This is a genomic window from uncultured Megasphaera sp. (genome assembly GCF_900539295.1).
GTDB lineage: Bacteria > Bacillota > Negativicutes > Veillonellales > Megasphaeraceae > Megasphaera.
In genome coordinates, this window is record NZ_UQBH01000010.1 from 45,942 (window position 1) to 68,249 (window position 22,308).

Consider the following 22,308-nt stretch of genomic DNA (forward strand, 5'->3'; position numbering starts at 1 on the left):
TGCACAAGGTGTGCGTATAGAGTCCGAAGGAGGAAAATGCGATATGGCAGAGTTTGCGAATATAAAAGTAATTGGTGTCGGCGGCGGCGGTAACAACGCTGTCAACCGTATGATAGAAAGTGGGTTGCAGGGGGTCCAGTTCATCTCGGTCAACACGGAAGACCAGGTACTGGAAGTGTCCCAGGCCGATGTTAAGATTCAGATCGGCGAAAAATTGACCCGAGGCCTCGGTGCCGGCGCCAACCCCCAGGTCGGTGAACAGGCAGCTCTTGAAAGTAAAGAAGAAATCATCAAGGCTCTCCAAGGTGCCGATATGGTATTCGTTACGGCCGGCATGGGCGGCGGTACCGGCACCGGTGCAGCGCCTATCGTAGCTGAATGTGCTAAGGAAATGGGCGCCCTTACGGTCGCTGTCGTTACCAAGCCGTTCTTGTTTGAAGGCAAGCGCCGCAGAGAAGTTGCCGAAAAAGGTGCCGACTACTTGAAGGAAAAAGTCGATACCATCATCACTATTCCTAATGATAAACTGCTCCAGATTATCGACAAGAAGACGCCTCTTAAAGACGCTTTCCTCGTCGCTGACGACGTACTCCGCCAGGGCGTTCAGGGCATTTCCGACTTGATTACGACGACTGGTCTTATCAACCTCGACTTTGCCGACGTCAAGACCATCATGTCCGACCAGGGCGAAGCCATCATGGGCATTGGCATCGGTTCCGGTGAAAACCGTGCTGTCGAAGCTGTCGACGGTGCTATTCACAGTGCCCTCTTAGAAATGAGCATCGACGGCGCGCAGAGCATCCTGCTCAACGTCACCGGCGGTCCGGACGTCAGCTTGTACGAAATCAACGAAGCTGCTGAAAAAGTGGCTGAAGCCGTTGATCCGGAAGCCAACATCATCTTCGGTTCGGTCATCGATCCGGACATGGAAGATTCGATCCGCATTACGGTCGTCGCTACGGGTTTCGGTAAAGAACCGTCTTCGATTCCTTCTTTCGGACAGGGAACGGGCGGAACGACAAAATCCGGCGATAAAAAAGATAGTGCCGGCGGCGTAGAAATTCCTGCGTGGATGAGATAATCAGCATGAAAAAAAGCGGATCCCGGCGGACCCGCTTTTTTTGAAAATATCGTCGGAAAGAAGGTAGGAAGAAGGATGAGATGCCCATTTTGCCAATGTGCAGATACAAAAGTAACCGATTCACGGGCAACCGATGATGGCAAAGCTATCCGCCGCCGCCGCGAATGCCAGCAGTGCGGCCGCCGGTTTACGACGTATGAGATGGTCGAAGAAGTCCCGCTCATCGTCGTCAAGAAAGACGGACGGCATGAACTGTTTGACCGCAATAAGTTGATCAACGGCCTGCTTCGGGCCTGCAACAAGCGGGAAGTCACGCGCCGGCAGCTGGAAGAGATTGTCACCAAGGTTGAACGCAATATCCGCAACACACTGGCTCAGGAAGTGTCCAGTGAAAAAATAGGGGAAATGGTTTTGCGCGAACTTCGCTCTGTCGATGCCGTTGCCTATATCCGCTTTGCTTCCGTATACCGCGAGTTTGCCGACTTGGAAAGTTTTATGGCTGAATTGAAGTATCTCATGGGTACGAAAGAACAAAAATAAGAGATTGAATCGAGGAACGCTATGACAGAAAATTACATCGACCACTTTTTTTATCATGTCTTGCCGAACCTGAAAATTGCCGTTATCGGAGATATTATGGTCGACCGCTACATCTTTGGCAAGGTCGAACGCATTTCACCGGAAGCACCGGTGCCGGTCAATAAAGTCGATCATATGACGTCGGTCTTAGGCGGGGCGGCCAATGTCGCATCCAACTTGGCTAACTTGGACTGCCATGTCTTATTGGGCGGTCTCATCGGCGACGACGAAAACGCCGACTTGCTCCACGAATTATTGACCGAGTCCCACATCGACGGCTCAGGCCTTGTCGTGCGAAAAGGCCATGCGACGACGACGAAAATGCGCATCCTCGGCTCGCGGCAGCAGATGGTTCGCCTCGATTTTGAAGAAGTAACGCCCTTGGCTGAAACGGAAGAGGAAACCCTTCTGGCCTGGCTGAAAGATCAGCTGGAAACCGGCCTCGATGGGATTATCCTGTCGGACTACAAAAAAGGCGTTCTCACCGATTCTCTGGCTCAAAACGTCATCAAAGCGGCCAATAATGCCCATATTCCCATCCTGGTCGATCCCAAGGGAAGCGACTGGAGCAAGTATAACGGGGCCGACTTCGTGACGCCGAATATGAAAGAATTAAGCGACTGCTTGGGACGATTCGTGGCCAATGAAGGTCAGGCCGTCGTCGAAGCAGCCGGCGAGCTGTATAAAAAATACTCCTTTGCTCACCTCATGGTGACCCGCTCCGAAAAGGGCATTACCGTCGTCGGAAAAGACGGCAAAGTCTGGAATAATCCGGCCACAGCCCAGGAAGTCTTCGACGTTTCCGGTGCCGGCGATACCGTCGCCGCCGCCTTTTTATCGGCCATTGCCGGCAACTTGTCGATCCGCACCAGCCTGCAGGTGGCCAATGCCGCAGCCGGTATCGTCGTGACCAAAGTCGGGACCTATCCTATCCATCGCCATGAACTCCTGAAATTGTGGGAAGACTGGCACCCCGTCCGCTGGCAGCCTTATCGGTCCCTTACGCGGGATGAAATGGCCAAGAAAATCCGGGAATGGCAGAAAAAAGGGGAAACCGTCGTCTTTACGAACGGCTGCTTCGACATTCTCCATCGCGGCCACGTTCTCTATTTGCAGCAGGCAGCCATGCTGGGACAGCACCTCGTCGTCGGCCTCAACTCCGATGACTCCGTACGGCGCCTCAAAGGGGAAACGAGACCGCTCGTAGCTCAGGAAGACCGGGCCGTCCTGCTCGGAGCCCTGGGATGCATCGATGACGTCGTCATCTTTGACGAAGATACGCCGAAGGAACTCTTAGAGGTCCTCCGTCCCGATATCCTGGTCAAAGGCGGCGATTATAAGGCCGATGAAGTCATTGGCCGCGAGTCCGTAAAGCGCGTAGAAATCATTTCATTTGAAGAAGGGTACTCTACGACGGGACTCGTTCAGAAAATAGCTGATTTGGTAAAGAAGGGGAAAATATGAAAATAGTAACAGGCGGTGCCGGTTTTATCGGCAGCAATATCGTAAAGCAACTGAATAATCGGGGAATCGACGACATCCTCATTGTCGACGACCTGACCGACGGCCGCAAGTGCCGCAACCTTCAGGGCCTCGATTTCTTTGACTATATGGATTACGCCGACTTCGATGAACAGATGGCCGACGATACTTTTGACTGCGGCTACATCGACGTCGTCTTCCACGAAGGGGCCTGCTCGGATACGATGAATTACGACGGCCGCTACATGATGAAAAACAACTATGAAGGCAGCAAGAATCTCCTGCGCTACTGCATGAGCCGGAAGATTCCCTTCCTCTACGCATCGTCGGCATCGACTTACGGCAGCGGCCGGAACGGCTTCCGCGAAGATCCGTCTTGCGAAGAAGCCCTCAATCCCTATGCTTATTCCAAGCTCCAGTTCGACCGCTTCGTTCGCCGTGTCCAGCCCATCGCCAAGAGCCAGATCGTCGGCTTCCGTTATTTCAACGTCTTCGGACCTCAGGAAAACCATAAGGACAAGATGGCATCTCTGGTTTACCAGAAATACCACGAACTCCAGGAAACGGGGAAGATCACCCTCTTTAAAGGGACGGCAGGCTACGAAGACGGCGGGCAGATCCGCGATTTCATCTACGTCAACGATGTAGTAAACGTCATCTTCTACTTCTGGGAACACCCGGAACTGTCGGGCATCTATAACTGCGGTACCGGCATCGGCCATACCTTCAATGAATTCGTCCAGGGCGTCATCGACTACTGCGGCAAGGGCCACATCGAATACGTTCCCTTCCCGGACGTCCTCAAGGGCAAATATCAGAGCTATACCCAGGCCGATACGGAAAACCTCATGAAAGCCGGTTATGACAAGGGCTTTACCATCCTGTCGGAAGCCGTTAAGGAATACTGCAGCATCCTCGAAAAGAACGGCGGCTATTTCGCATGAGAAAGGCTGTCTTTTTCGACCGCGACGGCGTCTTAAACGTCGATAAGTCTTATTTAGGATTCATCAAGGATTTTGAATGGATGGACGGCGCCAAAGAAGCCCTGGCCTATCTGACGGCCGAAGGCTATGCCATCATCGTCGTCACCAATCAGAGCGGCGTGGCCCGCGGCTATTACACCGAAGACGATGTAAAGACCCTTCATGACTGGATGTGTCGTGAGGCCGCTTCTGCCGGCGGGACGATTACCGCCGTTTACTACTGCCCCTACCTCGAAGGGGCGCCGATAAAAGATTACGATAAAAAAAGCGATTGGCGAAAACCGGAACCGGGAATGGTTCTGGCAGCCGCCCGCGATTACGATATCGACTTGTCCCAATCGTTTATGATCGGCGACATGCCCCTCGACGTCGAATGCGGCCGCCGAGCCGGCATGGACGGCTACTTATTCACCGGCGGCAGGCTCGATGATTTTGTAAAGGCTATTGTCACAGAAAGGAAGGAACGTGAAAGCGTATAAAAACATATTGGTCATCAAGATGAGTTCCCTTGGTGACGTTCTTCATTCGCTGCCGACGCTCCATGCACTGCGACAAAATTGCCCCGACGCCCGCATCGTTTGGGCCGTCCATCAACAGTTCGCCCCGGTTTTGCCGGGAAAGCCCTATATTGACGACGTCATCTATGTCGACAAAAAGCGGCTGAAATCCCCGTCGTATTGGATGGAACTGCGCCATACACTCCATGCGTACGACTTCAATCTCTGCCTCGACCTGCAGGGCTTGGCTAAAAGTGCCGTCGTCGCCTTCCTCAGCGGTGCCAAAGAAAAATACGGCTACTGGGAAATGCGCGAAGGGAGCTTTTTGGTCAGTAAAGGCCTGGTCGGAGACCATAAATACGACCACGTCATCGAGCGCTACCTCGATACGATTCGGGCCTTAGGCGGCCGTGTCGACGACCTGGTTTTTCCCCTGCCGGATATTACGGCAGAGAAGGAGGCCTGGCGCCGGCGCCTGTCACAAGACGGCCTTCAAGGGCCGTACGTCGCCGTCGTTCCCGGTGCCCGCTGGGACGTCAAAGAATGGCCCCTTGACTATTGGAGCCGCTTTTTGCAGCGCCTGACCGATAAGGGACTGTCAGCCGTCATCCTAGGCGGCGGCGACGACCAGGAGAAGGGCCGCGTCCTCAAAGAAGGGGACGGATCGGGCCGTGTCTTTGACTATACCGGTAAGACCGATCTCCGCCAACTCCTGGCGGCCATCGATGAAAGCCTGGTTTACATCAGTGCCGACACGGGGCCTCTTCACATAGCCAACGCCCTTAAAAAGGAACTCATCGCCCTCTTCGGGCCGACGTCTCCCGAACGGACCGGCCCCTACGGCGGCAGTGACCGTTCTTACATCCATCTCGTCATTTCGCCGACGTCGAAAGCCACGCCGGAAGAACCGCTCATAGACGATCCGGACTGCATGGCTCAGATTACCGTCGATATGGTGTGGAACCTTTTTAAAGAGGTATTGAAGAAGGTGGAATCATGATTAACTTACGCAAGAAGAAAATAATTGTCACCTTTCTCATGCATCTTGGCGATCTCATTCTGATTACGCCCTTTCTGCAGGTCCTGCGCCGCCACGCCCAAGGATCGGACATCACCCTCGTCGTCGACGAGAAGGTTGCCGATGTCGTCCGCTACAACCCCGATATCGATCACCTGATTACCGTCGATAAAAAGGGGAAGGACAATTCGATCAGCGCCTTGTGGCATATCGGCCGCCGCCTGCATCAAGCGCACTACGATATTCTGATTAACCTGCATCCCAATGAACGGACGTCGTTTTTGGCAGCCGTCATCCATGCTAAGAAATTCGTCGGCATGAGCCATTTCCTGGCCCGTCCTTTGATGAACCGCTATACGCGGCTGGACCGCATCCATCTCCACGCCGCCGATATGTACATCAACGTCCTGGCCCAGCTCGGCATCGACGACTATCGCAGCGACGGCCTGCAGTTTGTCACGTCGAAAGCTTGGGATGACAAGGCAGCTGAATTTTATGAATCCCACGGCGTCTCGCCGGCAGACAGCCTCATCGGCTTCAACATCGGCAGCGCCGTTCCTCAAAAACGGTGGCCGGCCAAGCGGTTTGCCGCCGTGGCCGACTACTTTGGCCGCCGAGGCTTCAAATGCGTCTTCTTCGGCGGCGATATGGACCGCGATATGGTAAGCGAAGCGACGGGGGAAATGACCTCGAAGCCCATTGTGGCCACCGGGGCCTTTACCATCGGCGAACTGGCCGCAGCCATTCGCAGGTGTTCCCTGTTCATCACCAACGACAGCGGTCCCATGCATATCGCCGTCAGCCAACGGGTGCCCTTGGTCGCCCTCTACGGGCCGAGCAATCCCAAGCTCTACGGTCCCTATACGGACCGGGCCATCGTCCTGGAATCGACGGACCATTATGAAGTCGGCAAGAGCATGAAGAAAATTATCCGCGAAGGCAACTATAAAGGTATTTCGGTTATTCCCATGAGCCAGGTCATCGCCGCAGGCGAAGAACTCCTGAGCCGCTATTATGGAAGAACATAAATCTTGTATTCTATTTGGAGGTGTCATGTCATGAAAAAATTTATCTTAACGGCGACACTGGCAGCATTTGCCATTACGTCAGCAGCGTGGGCAGCCCCTATCAAAAACGAGCAGCCCGGTGATTTGAAAGCGAACATCAACTATGGCTTTGACCAAAAAGAAGGTCACGGCGACGCCGACAGCCGCTTTACCGGCGGCGACGTCACCTACGTTCTGAATGACCGCTGGAATGTACAGTACATCAACAACTATACGAAGGGCGACGATTCCCACAAGATCAATGAAAACTATCTCGTAGGCAATTACCGCCTGACGGAATACCTCTCGGCTTATGCCGGTGCTTCCTACGTTAAGACCGATACGTACAACACGAAAAAATCCTACGGCTACCAGATCGGTGTCCGCGGCCAGGTTCCCATTGCCGAACGCTGGCAGGGCTTTGCTTCCATCGGTGTCGGCGATGACGTCAATACCTATGAAATCGGCGTCGGCTACGACATTACGCCGCAGTGGGACGCTCATCTCAAATATCGCCGCAGCAGCGTCGATGTCGACAACTATGATGACGACGTCCGCGGCTGGCAGGTCGGTATGGGCTATAAGTTCTAACGTTGACAATGGGGCAGCCTGTCCCGTATAATGTAGCAATGACATGTGCTGTGGTTGAAAGTCGATGTCAGTCGCAGACGAAGCGATCCACGTAAGGTGCCCAAAGCGGTACTGATCATAGTGCGGCCTAGAAGTAAGACCTGCCGCGTCATAAAACGCGAGAGGACTATTAGTGGGGGACAAAAGTCTATGAGCAAGGGTCCCGGCAGGCGAGTGTGGGGGTAAAGACCAGGTCAGGCATGTCACAGTGATAAGGTCTCGCATAAAGGCTCGTGCCACTATGCGGGACCTTGTTTTTTCCCATTCTTAAAGTTCAGTTTAAGGGGCATAAATCGTTGTTTTTTGTTTGACGGATGATTGTTCGTATAGTAAAATATAAGGGATTTATGTATTAGCCTAAGGAGTGGAGTCATAATGGATCGCGAATGGTTAGAGCATGAGATTAACAGAAATCCTTTTGACACCTTTATGCAGTTCCATGTAGCCAAGGCTGAACAGGAGTGTACTGTTCTCACCTTTGAGAATAAGGGCTCAAAATGGGATAATCCCAATGGTACGATGTACGGCGGCGTGCTGTACTCCATGGCCGATTCAGCGATGGAAGCTGCCTGTGCCGTTCACGGCAAGGCCGTCCTGACCCTGGATCTGGGCATGAACTACTTGCGCCCGGCTTTTGCCGATACGGTCATCCGTGCCGAAGCAAAGATCATTCACAACGGCCGCACGACGATGGTCGCTCTTTGTGATTTTTACGATAATGACAATCGCTACTTAGCGCATGGCAAGGGAACCTTTTTCGTAACCGGACCTTACGGCGGCGAAGAACAAGGGGGTACGGCCAATGGATGAGCAAAAAAACGGCATCGGTGTGTCCGATTCTGCCAGAATGCATGCCATCATCGAAGGCATTTATGCCAGGACGCCGTATTTTAAGAGCATGCCCTGCACCATCGAAACGGTGGCTGTCGGCCGCGTTCGCGTCGGCTTTCACATCAGCCGCCACATTTGTAATTATCGCAATATCGCCTCAGGCGGTGTTCTGGCAGCCTTCTGTGATACCCTCATGGGCATGGCCTGCCGGACGATGGGTTTTCAGGTGACGACCCTGGAAATCAATATGAATTACATTCGCAGTGTCAACAGCGGCGAGCACATTACCGGTATCGGACAGGTTATCCATCACGGCAGGAATACGATTGTCGTCGAATGTGAATGCCGCGGTGCCGACGGTACTGTCGTCGTAAAGGGGCGGTCGTCCTTTTACATTTTAAAAAGAATCGATTAATATGATATTCACGTATTACAGGGAAGGTTGGTTAGTACAAGATGGATTTTGCTTATAACGACGAACAGAAAGATATCATCAAAGTCGTCCGCGACTTGGTGCAAAAAGAAATCGTCCCCTACGCTGCAGAAATGGATGAAACGGGAAAGCTCCACGAAGGGCTTTTGGAAAAATTGGCAGCACAGGGGCTATTGGGCGTCGCTATTCCGGAAGAATTTGGTGGAGCCGGACTGGATGCCATCACCATTGCTGGTGTTTATGAAGAATTAGCGAAAGGCTGCGGCGGCGTCGCAACGACGGTAGCTGCTAATGCCCTGGCTTCGTACCCGGTCATCCTGGCCGGCAACGACGACCAGAAGAAGCGCTATTTTGACGTCATCAATGAAGATAACCTGGCTGCATTCGCACTGACGGAACCGGGCACGGGTTCCGACGCAGGCTCCGTATCGACACGGGCCACGAAGACGGAAGACGGCAAAGGCTATCTCTTGAACGGTACGAAATGTTTCATCACCAACGGCGGTTTAGCCGAAATCTTTGTCGTCTTTGCCAATACCCGTAAAACCGGCGGTATTCGCGGCCTTACGCCGTTCATCGTCCGCAAGGGCACTCCGGGCTTTACCATCGGTAAGGAAGAAAATAAGATGGGTATCCGTGCGTCCAACACGACGGAACTCATTTTCGACAACTGCTTCGTCCCTGTTGAAGACCGTCTCGGCCGCGAAGGCAGCGGTTTCCGCATCGCCATGGCAACCCTCGACGCTGCTCGTCCCTTCGTAGGTGCCGTTTCCGTCGGCATTGCCGAAGCTGCTTTCCGGGCTTGCTGTGAATACGCTAAAGTTCGCGTACAGTTCGGCAAACCGATCGCATCCTTCCAGATGGTCCAGGCTATGATTGCCGATATGGCCATGAAGGTCGAAGGCGCTCGTCTCCTCGTCCACCGCGCATGCTGGATGAAGGACCAGGGCATGGACTTCAGCCGTGAAGCTGCCATTGCCAAATGCAACGCATCTGACGTCGCCATGCAGGTTACGACCGACGCCGTTCAGGTTATGGGCGGGTACGGCTACATCAAGGAATACCCTGTCGAAAAATACATGCGCGATGCCAAGATCATGCAGATCTATGAAGGCACTAACCAGATTCAGCGCTTAGTTATTGCCAATAAGACACTTTACTGATACAATGTATCGTGAATTGAACAGCGATTTATTATGACGATGATAAAGAGGGCATGAAGGGACTTCCGTTTACAGGGAATCCGGGTCATGATTGAGAGCCCGGAGGCGGAAGCTTCATGCGTTCACTTTAGAGTCTCCTGCTGAACGGAGTAGGCAGGACGGGTGTTCCCGTTACAGGATATGAGAGAATCAAGTAGGGTGGTACCGCGGATAAGACTTTCGCCCCTTAGGGGGCGGGAGTCTATTTTTTATGTACTTGCCAGTAGGAGGAAAACCATGATCAGTGAAAAGATTGAGGCCATTAAAACGGCCGTAATGGAAGAGCTCGCCAAGAGCGAACATTTGCAGGATATCCAAGATATCCGCGTCAAGTTCCTGGGGAAAAAAGGGGAACTGACGGCGATTATGAAGGAAATGAAAAACCTTTCCAAAGAAGATCGTCCGAAAGTCGGCCAGTTGGTCAATACGGCACGCAGCGCCATTGAAGAACAGCTGAATGCCAAGTTGGAAGAAGTCAAAGCCAAGGAATTGGCTGCGAAACTCGAATCAGAAAAAATCGATATCACCCTGCCGGGCCGTAAACCGGTGACGGGCCACGAACATCCCCTCCATCAGACCCTGCGCCTTATGGAAGACTCCTTCCTGCGCATGGGCTTTTCCATCGTCGAAGGGACCGATATCGAATCGGACTACTACAACTTCCAGTGCCTCAATCTGCCGGAAGACCACCCGGCACGAGACATGCAGGACTCGATGTACATCACCGACAACATCCTCCTGAGAACCCATACGTCAGGCATGCAGGCCCGGACCCTTCAGTCCCATAAGCCCAACGAACCCTTTAAAATCATTGCCCCCGGCAAGGTATACCGCTGCGACTACGATGCGACCCATTCGCCGGTTTTCCATCAGATGGAAGGCATGATCATCGATAAGAACATCCGCTTCTCCGACCTCAAGGGCATGCTCGAAGACTTTCTCCGCGACATCTTCGGCGACGATACGAAAGTCCGCTTCCGCGCCAGCTACTTCCCCTTTACGGAACCGAGTGCCGAAGTCGACATTTCCTGCGTCATGTGCGGCGGTGAAGGCTGCCGTGTCTGCTCTCATACGGGCTGGCTGGAAATCCTCGGCTGCGGCATGGTAAACCCCAATGTCCTGCGGCTGAACGGTTACGATCCGGACGTCGTCACGGGCTTTGCCTTCGGCATGGGCGTCGAACGTATTGCCATGTTGAAATACGGCATCGACGACCTGCGTCTGTTCTATGAAAACGATATGCGGTTCTTGAACCAGTTCTAGTTTCGGGAGGGAAAAGATAATGAAAAGTTCTTTAACATGGATGCAAGAGTATGTCGACGTCGATATGAATCAAGACCCGCAGGCTTTTGCTGATAAATTGACGATGGCCGGTATTCCTGTCGAACAAGTTGAATATTGGGGACGGGACGTCAAAAAAGTAATGACCGGCAAAATCCTTCAAATCGATCGCCATCCGGACGCCGATAAACTCGTCGTCTGCCAGGTCGACATGGGGGACGAACAGCTCCAAATCGTAACGGCTGCCACTAACGTGCGCGTCGGCCAAATCGTGCCCGTCGCCGTCCACGGCGCTCATCTGCCGGGCGGTACCAAAATCAAGCGCTCGAAGCTTCGCGGTGTCTTGTCGAACGGCATGTTCTGCTCGGCTCACGAATTCGGCTTCGATGACAGCCTGCTCCTGCCGGAAGAAAAAGAAGGCATCTGGATCCTGCCGAGCGATACGCCCCTTGGCGTCGATGCTGCCGAATACATGCAGGTCCGCGACGTCGTCTATGAATATGAATTGACGGCCAACCGCGCCGACTGCTTCTCCATGGTCGGCCTGTCCCGTGAATTCGCTGCCCTCAGCGGGAAAGAAGCCCGTTACCCTGACATTTCCGTCAAGGAATGCGATACGCCCATCGACGGCAAAGTCAGCGTCTCCATCGACGACGAAGAACTGTGCAGCCGCTATACGGCACGCCTTTTGCTCAACGTCAAAATCGGAAACTCGCCCTTGTGGATGCAGCAGCGCCTGCGCAAATACGGCGTTCGTCCGATTAATAACGTCGTCGATGCCACGAACTACACCATGATTGAATTGGGGATTCCCCTCCACGCCTATGACTACGACAAGGTTGCCGACCACCACCTCATCGCCCGCCGCGCCAAAGACGGGGAAGAGATGAAGACCCTCGACGATACGGACCGCACCTTGACCGACAACATGCTGGTCATTGCCGACCCGGAAAAAGCCTGCTGCATCGCCGGCATCATGGGAGGCCTCGATTCGGAAGTCACGAAAGAAACGACGTCGGTCATCCTCGAATGTGCGTCCTTCAAAGGTTCCAACATCCGCCATACGGGCCGCATGCTCGGCCTGCGCTCGGAAGCTTCGGGCCGTTTTGAACGGGGCCTCGATTCGGACAGCTGTATCAATTCCATCAACCGCTGCGCTCAGCTCCTCCAGGAAATGGGTGCCTGCGACGTAGCTAAAGGCATCGTCGACGTCTATCCGGTTAAGCCGGCTGTAAGACGCATCGCTTTTTCGGCTGAAAAGATCAACGCTTTCTTGGGTACGGACATTCCCGAAGCTGCCATGATCGACTTGTTGGAACGCCTCCAGTTCGGCATTGAAAAAGACGGCGAAGCCTTGACGGCTGTCGTTCCCAGCTACCGCGGCGACTGCACGGAAATGGCCGACATCGCTGAAGAAGTCGCCCGTATCTACGGCTATGAAAACATTCCTTCGACCCGTCCGGCTGCGCCGATTTCAAAAGGGGAAACGGGCTTCCGCCACGAAGTCAACGAACGGATTTCGACGATTCTCAGCCGCGCCGGCCTCAATGAAACGGTCACCTTCAGCTTCATGCATCCCGACCAGCTCCAAAAATTGCTCTTTGCTGAAAGCGATCCCGTCTATAAAGCCGTTCCCATCCTCAACCCGATTACGGAAGATTTCCCTCTCATGCGGACGACCCTCATCCCGACCCTGATGGATGTCCTGGTCCGCAACCAGGCTGTCAAGAACGCCTCGGTCGGCATCTATGAAATCGCTCCCGTTTACCGGCCCAAACAGCTGCCGCTCACAGAACTTCCCGAACAGGAAGACTGCGTAACGGGCCTGCTCTACGGCCAGCGAATCGACAATTCCTGGCCCGGCAAGGCAGAAAACTATGACTTCTACGACGTAAAGGGCATGGTCGAAGCCGTCCTCGAAGGCCTCGGCGTTCAGGCCGACCTCGAAGTATCCGACTTTGCACCCCTCCATCCGGGAAAAGCCGGCCGCTACGTCAAAGACGGCAAAGTCCTCTGCGATTTCGGTGAACTCCATCCTAAAGCCGTCGACAGCTATGACGTTGCCGGCCCGGTCTATATTTTCGAAATGCATATGGACGCTGTCATGCCCTATGTCAGCCTCCTGCCCGATTACCACAAGGTCGCTAAATTCCCGGCATCGAGCCGTGACCTGGCCTTCCTGGCACCGATGGCAACGGCCAACGCCGACATCGTCCGGGTCATTAAAGAAGACAGCGGCGAACACCTGGAAGCCGTCCACCTCTTCGATATGTACACGGGCAAACAGGTTCCCGAAGGCTATAAGAGCCTGGCATATTCTCTCGTCTTCCGTTCTGAAGAAGGGACCTTGACCGACGCCGACATCACCGAACCGGTCAATGCCATCGTCAAGGACCTCGAAGAAAAATTCGGCTGCCAGCTGCGCTGATCGAAATGAAACCCTACCTTGACTGACAGGGGAGGACAGAGTGTTATCGGAATAAAAATCTTTGTAATAAAGGACGCTGTACCCGGCGTCCTTTATTCTCATATTGTAAAAAAAGTAAAGTTGTGTTATGATGTAGAGCGTAATATGGTATTTTAGAGATATTAAGGGCTGTACCGGCCCATAAGGAGGACATACTTAGAATGAACGTAACAGTGAACGAAGTAGACCAGCACAAAGTGACCCTGCGCATCGAAGTGCCTGCAAAAGACGCTTCCAAACAGGCTGCAGCCGCTTGCAAAAACTTGGCAGGCCGCGTAAATATCCCGGGCTTCCGTAAAGGCAAAGCTCCGCGCATGGTACTGGAAAGCTTCTTGGGCAAAGATGCTGTCAAACAGGAAATTTTTGAAGCTATTGCCAATAAAGCGTACGGCGACGCCCTCGATCAGGAAGGCATCGTTCCCGTAACGGAACCGGAATTGAACGTTATCTCCAACGAAAACGGAAAAGACGTCGTCTTTGAAGCTACGGTTACTAAGAAACCGGAAGTCAAACTCGGCGAATATAAAGGCATTACGGTTGCCAAAGATAAAGCAGAAGTAAGCGATGAAGACGTTGCCAAGGAATTGGCTAACCTCCAGAAACAGCACGCTAAGTTGGTTGTCGCTCCGGAAGGCACGGAAATCGCGAAAGACGACTTTGCAGTCATCGACTTCAAAGGTACCGTCGACGGCGTCGCATTCGAAGGCGGCGAAGGCAAGTCCTATCCGCTCCAGATCGGCTCCGGCAGCTTCATTCCGGGCTTTGAAGATCAGCTCATCGGCAGCAAAGCCGGCGATGAAAAAGATGTCAAAGTTACCTTCCCGGAAGATTACTTTGAAAAATCCCTGGCTGGTAAAGAAGCTGTCTTCGCCGTTAAAGTCAACGACGTAAAACGCAGCGAACTCCCGGCTATCGATGACGAATTCGCTAAAGAAGCCGGCAAATTCGAAAGCGTCGACGACCTCAAAGCCGACATCCGCAAACGCCTTGAATCGAAAGCTTCCTACCAGGCTTTGGAAAAATTCAACGCTGAAGTACTGCAGACCGTCGTCAACAACGCTGAAGTAGATATCCCGCAGGTCATGGTCGACGACAAGATCGATCAGATGATCGAAGAACTGTCGGTTAAGCTTGAAACACAGCGCATGAACCTCGACGACTATCTCAAATACATGAACCAGGATATGGACAAGCTGAAAGAAAGCTATGCCGAACCTGCTAAAGAAAACGTAAAGATGGACCTCGTCCTCGAAGCCATCTCTAAAGCGGAAAACATCGAAGTAAAAGACATCGATCTCCAGGCTGAAATCATCACCATGTCTCAGAACTTCGGTGCCGATCCGAAAGAAGTCTATAAGATTATTTTGAAAGAACACCGCGTTCCTATGTTGGTACAGTCCGTTGGCCGTAAAAAAGCAGCCAGCTTCATCTTGAGCAACGCTATTGACTCCAACGAAGACAAGAAAGAAGAAGCGAAAGCTGAAGAAACTGCAAAGGCTGAAGACTAATACCGGAAACGCGTCATCCGGAGGTGTTTGTTTTGACAAATATGTATGTGCCTATCGTCGTTGAACAGACGGCGCAGGGTGAACGTAGTTACGATATTTATTCCCGCCTGTTAAAAGACCGCATCGTCTTTCTCGGCGGTCCCATCGATGATACCGTTGCCAACAGCATCATCGCCCAGCTCCTCTTTTTGGAAGCCGAAAATCCTGACAAGGATATTCACTTATACATCAACAGCCCCGGCGGCGTCGTCACGGCCGGCATGGCTATCTACGATACCATGCAGTATATCAAGCCTGACGTATCGACCATCTGCGTCGGTTCCGCTGCCAGCATGGCTTCTGTCCTCCTGACATCCGGCGCCAAAGGCAAGCGCTTTGCCCTGCCTCATTCCCAGGTCATGATTCACCAGCCCTTAGGCGGTGTTCAGGGCCAGGCGACGGAAATCGAAATCCATGCCCGCGAAATCCTGCGCATGCGCGAAGAACTGAACGGCATCTTGTCTAAACACACGGGACAGCCTGTGGACGTCATCCAAAAGGATACGGAACGGGACAACTTCCTGACGGCTGAAGATGCAAAAGCTTACGGTCTCATCGATGAAATCCTGTCCCGTCCGCTGACCAATGAAACGAAATAGGACAGGAGGAAGATACATGAACGATAAGCATGATGAACCGCGCTGCAGTTTTTGCGGCCGTCCTCAGGACGAAGTGCAGAAACTCATTGCCGGTCCCGGCGTCTATATTTGTGATGAATGCGTTGCCGTAGCGCAGCACATCATCGAAGAAGAAAAGACGGAAGATACAGAAGAGTTCGAATTGAAGGATTTGCCGACACCGCACGAAATCAAGGCGACCCTCGATGAATACGTTATCGGCCAGGAAGCTGCCAAGAAGACCTTGTCCGTCGCCGTTTACAACCATTACAAACGGCTTCAGACCAATTCGACGGCCTTGGCAGGTGACGTAGAACTCCAAAAATCGAATATCGTCATGGTCGGTCCGACCGGGAGCGGTAAAACCCTGTTGGCGCAGACCTTGGCGCGGCTCCTCGACGTGCCCTTTGCCATTGCCGATGCGACGAGCCTGACCGAAGCCGGCTATGTCGGCGAAGACGTCGAAAATTGTCTGCTCAAACTGATTCAGGCTGCGGACTACGATATTGCCAAAGCCGAACGGGGCATCATCTACATCGACGAAATCGATAAGATTGCCCGTAAATCAGAAAACCCGTCGATTACCCGAGACGTATCCGGTGAAGGCGTCCAGCAGGCCCTTTTGAAAATCCTCGAAGGGACTGTAGCCGGCGTTCCGCCTCAGGGCGGCCGCAAGCATCCTCACCAGGAAATGCTGCAGATCGACACGACCAACATCCTCTTCATCTGCGGCGGTGCTTTTGACGGTATCGATAAGACCATCTTGAGCCGTACGACAGATAAGAACATGGGCTTTGGCGCTGACATTCAGACCAAGGACGAACATTCCATGGAATCCCTCCTGCGGGACATCATCCCGACGGACCTCCAGAAGTTCGGCCTGATCCCCGAATTAATCGGCCGTCTGCCCGTTTTAGTTACACTCAATCCTCTCGATGAAGAAGCGATGGTACATATCCTCACAGAGCCCAAGAACGCCCTGGTCAAACAGTATCAGAAGATGCTGTCCATGGATGACGTAGATCTCGAATTTACGCCGGACGCTCTGCAGGCCATTGCCAAGGAAGCGCTGCGGCGCAATACCGGTGCCCGCGGACTTCGCTCGATCATCGAACGGATCATGCTCGATGTCATGTTTGACGTACCGAGCCGCGACGACGTTGAAAAATGCGTCGTAACGGATTCCTGCGTCAAGGACGGCTCCGAGCCGGATCTCGTCTTGAAAGAGGCAAAATGATATAGTGGTATGATAAAACTCATTTCTTAATCCGGAAATGAGTTTTATTTTTCAATAGAAGAAGGTGAAACTATGGAAGAAAATATTGTCATGGATGAACGCGATATTCTGTCTTTGCCTTTCGTACCCCTTCGCGGCCTCGTCGTTTACCCGAATCTGGTCAGTCATATCGACATTGGCCGGGAAACGTCCCTGGCAGCTGTCGACTATGCCATGGAGCACGACCGCCAGCTGTTAGTAGCGACTCAGGTCGATGAAAACGAAGACAACCCCGGCTTTGATGACGTTTACACCATCGGCTGCGTCGTGAAAATCGAACAGTTCCTGCGCATGCCCGGCGGCTTGGTACGCATCTTGGTCAACGGGATTTCCCGCGTCCGCATGCAGGGCTTTTCCCAGAAAAAAGGCTATCTCGAAGGGGCTGCCATCAAGGTGGCCGAAGTCAGCCGCAATACGACGGAAGAAGAAGCCCTGCGCCGAGTCATCCTCAAACGCCTCCTCGACTGGCTCGATAAACTTCGCGACGGCGAAGAAGCCAGTGAAATTGCCAAGAGCATCGAAGAACCAGGAGTTTTGGCCGACTATGCAGCCTCCCAGCTTCCCTTGAAATTGGTCATCCGCCAGCAGATTCTGGAAATGACCGACGTCGAAGCCCGTCTGCGCCGCATCGGATCCCTCCTCGATACAGAAGTCGACATTGCCAACCTCGAATCGAAGTTAAACCGCGAAGTCCGCGGCAAGATGGACCAGCAGCAGAAAGAATACTACCTGCGCGAAAAAATCAAGGCCATCCACGATGAACTGGGGGATAAGGTCGATAAAGATACGGAAGTCCAGGAACTCCGCGATAAAATCAAGAAGATGAAACTGGACGAAGACATCGAAAAGGCCCTGCTCAAAGAAACGGACCGCCTCGATTCCATGCCGCCCATGATGGCCGAATCGGCAATCATTCGGACTTATCTCGACTGGGCCATGGCCCTTCCGTGGAAGAAAGAAACGAAAGACCGACTGGACCTCAATGAAGCCCAGCAGGTCCTCGATGAAGATCATTACGGCCTGAAGAAGGTCAAAGACCGCATCATCGAATACTTGGCCGTAAAACAGCTGACCCACAGCCTCAAAGGACCTATCCTTTGCTTCGTAGGCCCTCCGGGAACGGGGAAAACCAGTATCGCCAGGTCCATTGCCAGAGCCATGAACCGCAAGTACGTCCGCGTCTCCTTAGGCGGCGTCCGCGATGAAGCTGAAATCCGCGGCCACCGTCGGACCTATATCGGCGCTCTGCCGGGCCGCATCTTGAGCGGCATGAAGCAGGCCGGCGTCAAGAACCCGGTCTTCCTCCTCGACGAAATCGACAAGATGACCTCTGATATGCGCGGCGACCCGTCGTCGGCACTCCTCGAAGTCCTCGACCCGGAACAGAACAATACCTTCAGTGACCATTTCTTGGAACTGCCCTTTGACCTGTCCAAGGTATTCTGGATTACGACGGCCAACGTCCTCAGCAACATTCCCCGGCCCTTGATGGACCGCATGGAAATCATCGATTTCACGAGCTACACGGAAGATGAAAAAGTCCAGATCGCCAAGAAATACCTGGTACCGAAACAGATCAAGGAAAACGGTCTTAAGGCCAGCCAGGCCAAGTTCTCCGATGCCGTCCTGCGCCGCATCATCTCCGGTTACACCCGTGAATCCGGCGTCCGCCGCTTAGAAAAGATGATCGGCACCGTTTGCCGCCGCATCGGAAAATCGCTGCTGATGAACGATGAAGTACCCCTCAGCGTATCGGTCAAGAACTTAGAAAAACTCTTAGGGCCGGTAAAATTCCTGCCCGACACGATTCATAAAGACGACGAAGTCGGCATCGTCACCGGCATGGCCTGGACCCAGGTCGGCGGCGAAGTCCTGGAAACAGAAGCCGTTGCCGTCAAAGGCCGCGGGCGTCTGCTGCTCACGGGACAGCTCGGCAGCGTCATGAAGGAATCGGCTGAAGCCGGCGTCACCTATATCCGCAGCCGTGCCGAAGTCTTAGGCCTTGCTGAAGATTTTTATGCCAAGACCGATCTCCATATCCACCTGCCGGAAGGGGCCATTCCGAAAGACGGCCCGTCCGCCGGGATTACCATGGCGACGGCCATTACGTCGGCCCTGACCGGCAAGGCTGTCCGCCACGACGTCGCCATGACCGGTGAAATCACCCTGCGCGGCACCGTCCTTCCTGTCGGCGGCATTAAGGAAAAGGTCATTGCCGCCCATCGGGCCGGCATTAAAAAGATCCTTCTGCCGGAACAGAACCGCCGCGACATGGTTGACGTGCCCCAGTCCGTCCAGGACGAGGTGAAATTCGTATTCGTCCACCACATGGATGAAGTGCTGGCTCAGGCACTGGTGAAGTCCTGATGGCTTCCTTCGACATCATTCAGGCTGAATATGCGGCAACAGCCGTTCGCCGCGATCAATACCCGACGGAGGGCCTGCCGGAAGTGGCCTTTCTCGGCCGCTCCAACGTCGGCAAGTCGAGCCTGATCAATTCTCTCTGCCGCCACCGCGGCCTGGCCAGGGTCAGCGGTGCGCCGGGGAAGACCCAGACCATCAACTATTTCAGCGCCTCTCTTCGGCGGCGTGATGAAGAAGAAGGGGAGCAGCGCCTGCCTTTTTTCCTCGTCGACCTGCCGGGCTACGGCTTTGCCAAGACGGGCGGTAAGAACCGCGACCGATGGAGTGCCTTCATCAGTGAGTACGTCACGGCCTCTGAAAACCTCTGCGTCTTATGCCTCCTCGTCGACCTCCGCCATCCCGGCCTTGCCATCGACAGCGAAGCCTATGAATGGCTGGCTTCAATCGGCGTGCCTCTGCAAATAGTCGGGACCAAGGCCGATAAACTGAAGGCCAATGAAAAACACCGCAATCTGGCCCAACTCAACAAGCTCTATCCGACCGGTCAGCCGGCCCTGGCCTACTCGTCCTTAAAAAGCGAAGGCTTCGGTCCCTTGGCTAAGAATCTCTTCCATCGGGTCCTGGAGTTTACCGCTCAGCCTTAAAAATGAATATATTTTTATTGTAAACATGAGATACACCGCGATTTTACTGGAAAATCGCGGTGTTTTTTGATATAATTAGTGTGATTTATTATAGCTGGGATAGGAGGTTGTGTAATCATGGCAATCGTGTCGATTGACAGTGATTCCGATTTTTCAGTAAAAGTCTTTCATCAACCGGGCATCGTCGTCGTCGACTTCTGGGCCCCGTGGTGCGGACCGTGCAAGATGGTTCATGCGGAAGTCAGACAAGCTGCCGCTCGCTTTGGCGATGCCGTCAAAGTCGTGAAGGTCAACGTTGACAGCCAACGGTCTATTGCTGAAAAGTACGAAATCATGGCAGTTCCGACGCTATTGTTTTTTAAAGACGGTAAACCCCTTAAACGAATCATTGGTTACGCATCACAAGCCGAAATCAGTGAATTCTTGGCATCCCTTGTGCCTAAACGCGAGGCTGCCGGTTTTGACAATAAAAATATTGGGATGATATAATTGAATTTAGAAGCAAGAGGGACGGAAGGGCAATTACTGTCGATTGTCGTTCCTGTATATAATGAACAGCCGAATATCGAGAAATTCTATACCGAGGCGACGAAAGCCGCAGCGACACTCGACATGGACTATGAAATCATCTTTGTAGACGACGGTTCTAAAGATGCAACACCCCTTGTTCTCAGTCGTTTGACCCAAGAGGATGAACACGTCCGGGCTTTTATCCTGGCCCGCAACTTCGGGCATCAGCTGGCCATTACCTGTGGAATGGACCATGCCCGCGGCGACGCTATCATCACCATGGACGGCGATTTACAGCATCCGCCGGCCATGATTCCCGACTTGGTTCAAAAATGGCGTGACGGCAATGACGTCGTGCAGACGATCCGTGAAGCGACTGACGATGCAGGCTTTTTGAAGCGCCTGACATCGAAATGGTACTACCGGATCTTAAATGCCGTGTCACCCGTTCACATTACGCCCGGCGGCTCGGACTTCCGCCTCATCGACCGGAAAGTCCTGGAAACGTTTAAACAGTTTCGTGAACATGACCGTTTCATTCGCGGTCTCATCGGAGATATCGGCTACACCCAGACCTTTATTCGCTTCGTAGCGCCCAAGCGCTATGCAGGCAGTTCGAAATTTTCCATGCGCAAGATGCTTCATTTTGCCTTAGATGGAATCATGGCTTATTCGAAAATTCCCTTACGGGTTTCCTTTTATATCGGCATGCTCAGCGGTATCCTGAGTTTACTTCTGATCCTGCATGTCATTTACAGCAATTTAGTGGGCAAGGTCGTACCGGGATGGACGACGATGATGATCGTCCAGTGCCTGTTCAGCGGCATCCAGCTCATTTTTATCGGTGTCATCGGAGAGTATATAGGACGTATTTTTGAAGAGGTAAAACACCGGCCCTTGTATTGGCTTCGCGCCGAGCTGGGGCAGAAAAAAGAACCATAAATTGCCTACTGCGTTGTATGGACTTCGAGACAGAGAGGAGTTTTTATGTGGAGAAAACACAGTAAAGTGTGTATATTGACTGCCCTTTTCGTATGTACGGCTTTGCCGGCACTGGCTGCATCGACCTTAACCGTCGGCAGTCGGGGCGATGAAGTCCGCGCTGTTCAGCAGGGACTGCGCAGCCAGGGCTACAAAGTCAATGTCAGCGGCGTATATACGAAAGAAACGGCCAAGGCCGTGTCGAAATATCAGAAAGATAAGAAAATCCAAGTCAGCGGCGACGTTGGCGGCTGGACCTATTATCTCCTGACGGGCAGCCGGTCCATGTTACCTGCCAATCCACCCAAGAATCCCCCAGTCGCTAAGAAAGCAAAAGACTTTAAGGTCAACGACAAGGCCGTATCGAAATATAAACACTTTGGCGGCGGTGATGCCTTTGGTAATAAGCTGGTCAACTCAGCTTACCAGTACCTGGGCGTTCCTTACGTATTTGGAGGGAATACGCCCGATGGTTTTGACTGCTCGGGATTTACCAAGTACGTCTTTTCACATAACGGCATCGAACTTCCGCGTATGGCGGATGAACAGTACGAAGTCGGCCAACGAGTTCGCCGCAGCGATCTCATGCCGGGCGACTTGGTATTCTTTACGACGTATGAACCGGGTGTATCCCACACCGGTATCTATGTCGGCGACAACAACTTCATCAGCGCTACCAGCAGCGGCGGTATCCGCGTAGACAGCTTAAACAGCGGCTATTGGTCGTCTCGCTACGTCGGCGCTACCAGGGTCCGAAAATAAGATGCAATGGCTAGGGAACAAGTCGTCTCTAGCCATTCCTTATACGGCAGGCCTTAAGATTTTTATCATCAAAAGGT

General features: G+C 53.1%; 21 protein-coding genes. All 21 read left to right on the top strand.

Features of this window, described 5'->3' with window-relative positions:
- Positions 1-43 precede the first annotated feature (43 nt).
- The 21 genes from ftsZ (at position 44) to QZQ46_RS05040 (ending at position 22,231) form a co-directional block, all read left to right on the top strand.
- Positions 44-1,081, top strand: coding sequence for a cell division protein FtsZ (gene ftsZ, locus QZQ46_RS04940; protein ID WP_044504219.1), 1,038 nt, complete (start codon positions 44-46; stop codon positions 1,079-1,081).
- Between the two features lie 75 nt (positions 1,082-1,156).
- Positions 1,157-1,621: a transcriptional regulator NrdR gene (gene nrdR, locus QZQ46_RS04945; RefSeq protein WP_044504218.1), complete on the top strand. Its 465-nt coding sequence runs from the start codon at positions 1,157-1,159 to the stop codon at positions 1,619-1,621.
- A 21-nt stretch (positions 1,622-1,642) separates the two neighbouring features.
- Positions 1,643-3,124: a D-glycero-beta-D-manno-heptose-7-phosphate kinase gene (gene rfaE1 / locus QZQ46_RS04950; RefSeq protein WP_296827383.1), complete on the top strand. Its 1,482-nt coding sequence runs from the start codon at positions 1,643-1,645 to the stop codon at positions 3,122-3,124.
- Positions 3,121-4,086: an ADP-glyceromanno-heptose 6-epimerase gene (gene rfaD / locus QZQ46_RS04955; RefSeq protein ID WP_296827385.1), complete on the top strand. Its 966-nt coding sequence runs from the start codon at positions 3,121-3,123 to the stop codon at positions 4,084-4,086. The genes rfaE1 and rfaD overlap by 4 nt, the downstream gene beginning before the upstream one ends.
- Positions 4,083-4,604 (top strand): HAD family hydrolase, encoded by a 522-nt coding sequence (locus QZQ46_RS04960; RefSeq protein ID WP_296827389.1) that lies wholly within the window; start codon positions 4,083-4,085, stop codon positions 4,602-4,604. The genes rfaD and QZQ46_RS04960 overlap by 4 nt, the downstream gene beginning before the upstream one ends.
- Complete coding sequence (locus QZQ46_RS04965) at positions 4,591-5,622, top strand: glycosyltransferase family 9 protein (RefSeq protein WP_296827392.1); 1,032 nt, start codon at positions 4,591-4,593, stop codon at positions 5,620-5,622. The genes QZQ46_RS04960 and QZQ46_RS04965 overlap by 14 nt, the downstream gene beginning before the upstream one ends.
- Positions 5,619-6,668, top strand: coding sequence for a glycosyltransferase family 9 protein (locus QZQ46_RS04970; protein ID WP_296827395.1), 1,050 nt, complete (start codon positions 5,619-5,621; stop codon positions 6,666-6,668). Before QZQ46_RS04965 ends, QZQ46_RS04970 begins: the two co-directional genes overlap by 4 nt.
- A 30-nt stretch (positions 6,669-6,698) precedes the next feature.
- Positions 6,699-7,277 carry an outer membrane beta-barrel protein gene (locus QZQ46_RS04975; protein WP_296827398.1) on the top strand — a complete coding sequence of 193 codons (579 nt, stop codon included), beginning with the start codon at positions 6,699-6,701 and terminating at the stop codon, positions 7,275-7,277.
- A gap of 414 nt (positions 7,278-7,691) precedes the next feature.
- Positions 7,692-8,126 (top strand): PaaI family thioesterase, encoded by a 435-nt coding sequence (locus QZQ46_RS04980; RefSeq protein WP_296827401.1) that lies wholly within the window; start codon positions 7,692-7,694, stop codon positions 8,124-8,126.
- Positions 8,119-8,562: a PaaI family thioesterase gene (locus tag QZQ46_RS04985; RefSeq protein WP_296827404.1), complete on the top strand. Its 444-nt coding sequence runs from the start codon at positions 8,119-8,121 to the stop codon at positions 8,560-8,562. The genes QZQ46_RS04980 and QZQ46_RS04985 overlap by 8 nt, the downstream gene beginning before the upstream one ends.
- A gap of 41 nt (positions 8,563-8,603) precedes the next feature.
- Positions 8,604-9,743 carry an acyl-CoA dehydrogenase family protein gene (locus QZQ46_RS04990; protein WP_044504204.1) on the top strand — a complete coding sequence of 380 codons (1,140 nt, stop codon included), beginning with the start codon at positions 8,604-8,606 and terminating at the stop codon, positions 9,741-9,743.
- 276 nt (positions 9,744-10,019) lie between these two features.
- Positions 10,020-11,045 carry a phenylalanine--tRNA ligase subunit alpha gene (pheS, locus tag QZQ46_RS04995; protein WP_296827406.1) on the top strand — a complete coding sequence of 342 codons (1,026 nt, stop codon included), beginning with the start codon at positions 10,020-10,022 and terminating at the stop codon, positions 11,043-11,045.
- 19 nt (positions 11,046-11,064) lie between these two features.
- Positions 11,065-13,491, top strand: coding sequence for a phenylalanine--tRNA ligase subunit beta (pheT, locus tag QZQ46_RS05000; protein WP_296827409.1), 2,427 nt, complete (start codon positions 11,065-11,067; stop codon positions 13,489-13,491).
- 200 nt (positions 13,492-13,691) lie between these two features.
- Positions 13,692-15,038, top strand: a complete 1,347-nt coding sequence (tig, locus tag QZQ46_RS05005; protein ID WP_296827411.1) for a trigger factor — start codon at positions 13,692-13,694, stop codon at positions 15,036-15,038.
- A 41-nt stretch (positions 15,039-15,079) separates the two neighbouring features.
- Positions 15,080-15,676, top strand: a complete 597-nt coding sequence (gene clpP, locus QZQ46_RS05010; RefSeq protein WP_296827445.1) for an ATP-dependent Clp endopeptidase proteolytic subunit ClpP — start codon at positions 15,080-15,082, stop codon at positions 15,674-15,676.
- Between the two features lie 16 nt (positions 15,677-15,692).
- Positions 15,693-16,931 (top strand): ATP-dependent Clp protease ATP-binding subunit ClpX, encoded by a 1,239-nt coding sequence (clpX, locus tag QZQ46_RS05015; RefSeq protein WP_296827414.1) that lies wholly within the window; start codon positions 15,693-15,695, stop codon positions 16,929-16,931.
- 72 nt (positions 16,932-17,003) lie between these two features.
- Positions 17,004-19,337 (top strand): endopeptidase La, encoded by a 2,334-nt coding sequence (gene lon / locus QZQ46_RS05020; protein WP_296827418.1) that lies wholly within the window; start codon positions 17,004-17,006, stop codon positions 19,335-19,337.
- Entirely contained in the window at positions 19,337-19,978 is a 642-nt protein-coding gene (yihA, locus tag QZQ46_RS05025; protein WP_296827420.1) for a ribosome biogenesis GTP-binding protein YihA/YsxC, read from the top strand. Before lon ends, yihA begins: the two co-directional genes overlap by 1 nt.
- A gap of 117 nt (positions 19,979-20,095) precedes the next feature.
- Complete coding sequence (gene trxA / locus QZQ46_RS05030; RefSeq protein ID WP_296827422.1) at positions 20,096-20,467, top strand: thioredoxin; 372 nt, start codon at positions 20,096-20,098, stop codon at positions 20,465-20,467.
- A 36-nt stretch (positions 20,468-20,503) separates the two neighbouring features.
- Complete coding sequence (locus QZQ46_RS05035; protein WP_296827447.1) at positions 20,504-21,430, top strand: glycosyltransferase family 2 protein; 927 nt, start codon at positions 20,504-20,506, stop codon at positions 21,428-21,430.
- 66 nt (positions 21,431-21,496) lie between these two features.
- Positions 21,497-22,231, top strand: a complete 735-nt coding sequence (locus QZQ46_RS05040) for a C40 family peptidase (RefSeq protein WP_296827425.1) — start codon at positions 21,497-21,499, stop codon at positions 22,229-22,231.
- Positions 22,232-22,308: the final 77 nt, after the last annotated feature.

Coding starts and splice junctions, on each gene's coding strand:
- ftsZ (WP_044504219.1), top strand. CDS start 44: ATGGCAGAGTTTGCGAATATAAAAGTAATTGGTGTCGGCGGCGGCGGT.
- nrdR (WP_044504218.1), top strand. CDS start 1,157: ATGAGATGCCCATTTTGCCAATGTGCAGATACAAAAGTAACCGATTCA.
- rfaE1 (WP_296827383.1), top strand. CDS start 1,643: ATGACAGAAAATTACATCGACCACTTTTTTTATCATGTCTTGCCGAAC.
- rfaD (WP_296827385.1), top strand. CDS start 3,121: ATGAAAATAGTAACAGGCGGTGCCGGTTTTATCGGCAGCAATATCGTA.
- QZQ46_RS04960 (WP_296827389.1), top strand. CDS start 4,083: ATGAGAAAGGCTGTCTTTTTCGACCGCGACGGCGTCTTAAACGTCGAT.
- QZQ46_RS04970 (WP_296827395.1), top strand. CDS start 5,619: ATGATTAACTTACGCAAGAAGAAAATAATTGTCACCTTTCTCATGCAT.
- QZQ46_RS04975 (WP_296827398.1), top strand. CDS start 6,699: ATGAAAAAATTTATCTTAACGGCGACACTGGCAGCATTTGCCATTACG.
- QZQ46_RS04980 (WP_296827401.1), top strand. CDS start 7,692: ATGGATCGCGAATGGTTAGAGCATGAGATTAACAGAAATCCTTTTGAC.
- QZQ46_RS04985 (WP_296827404.1), top strand. CDS start 8,119: ATGGATGAGCAAAAAAACGGCATCGGTGTGTCCGATTCTGCCAGAATG.
- QZQ46_RS04990 (WP_044504204.1), top strand. CDS start 8,604: ATGGATTTTGCTTATAACGACGAACAGAAAGATATCATCAAAGTCGTC.
- pheS (WP_296827406.1), top strand. CDS start 10,020: ATGATCAGTGAAAAGATTGAGGCCATTAAAACGGCCGTAATGGAAGAG.
- pheT (WP_296827409.1), top strand. CDS start 11,065: ATGAAAAGTTCTTTAACATGGATGCAAGAGTATGTCGACGTCGATATG.
- tig (WP_296827411.1), top strand. CDS start 13,692: ATGAACGTAACAGTGAACGAAGTAGACCAGCACAAAGTGACCCTGCGC.
- clpP (WP_296827445.1), top strand. CDS start 15,080: ATGTATGTGCCTATCGTCGTTGAACAGACGGCGCAGGGTGAACGTAGT.
- clpX (WP_296827414.1), top strand. CDS start 15,693: ATGAACGATAAGCATGATGAACCGCGCTGCAGTTTTTGCGGCCGTCCT.
- lon (WP_296827418.1), top strand. CDS start 17,004: ATGGAAGAAAATATTGTCATGGATGAACGCGATATTCTGTCTTTGCCT.
- yihA (WP_296827420.1), top strand. CDS start 19,337: ATGGCTTCCTTCGACATCATTCAGGCTGAATATGCGGCAACAGCCGTT.
- trxA (WP_296827422.1), top strand. CDS start 20,096: ATGGCAATCGTGTCGATTGACAGTGATTCCGATTTTTCAGTAAAAGTC.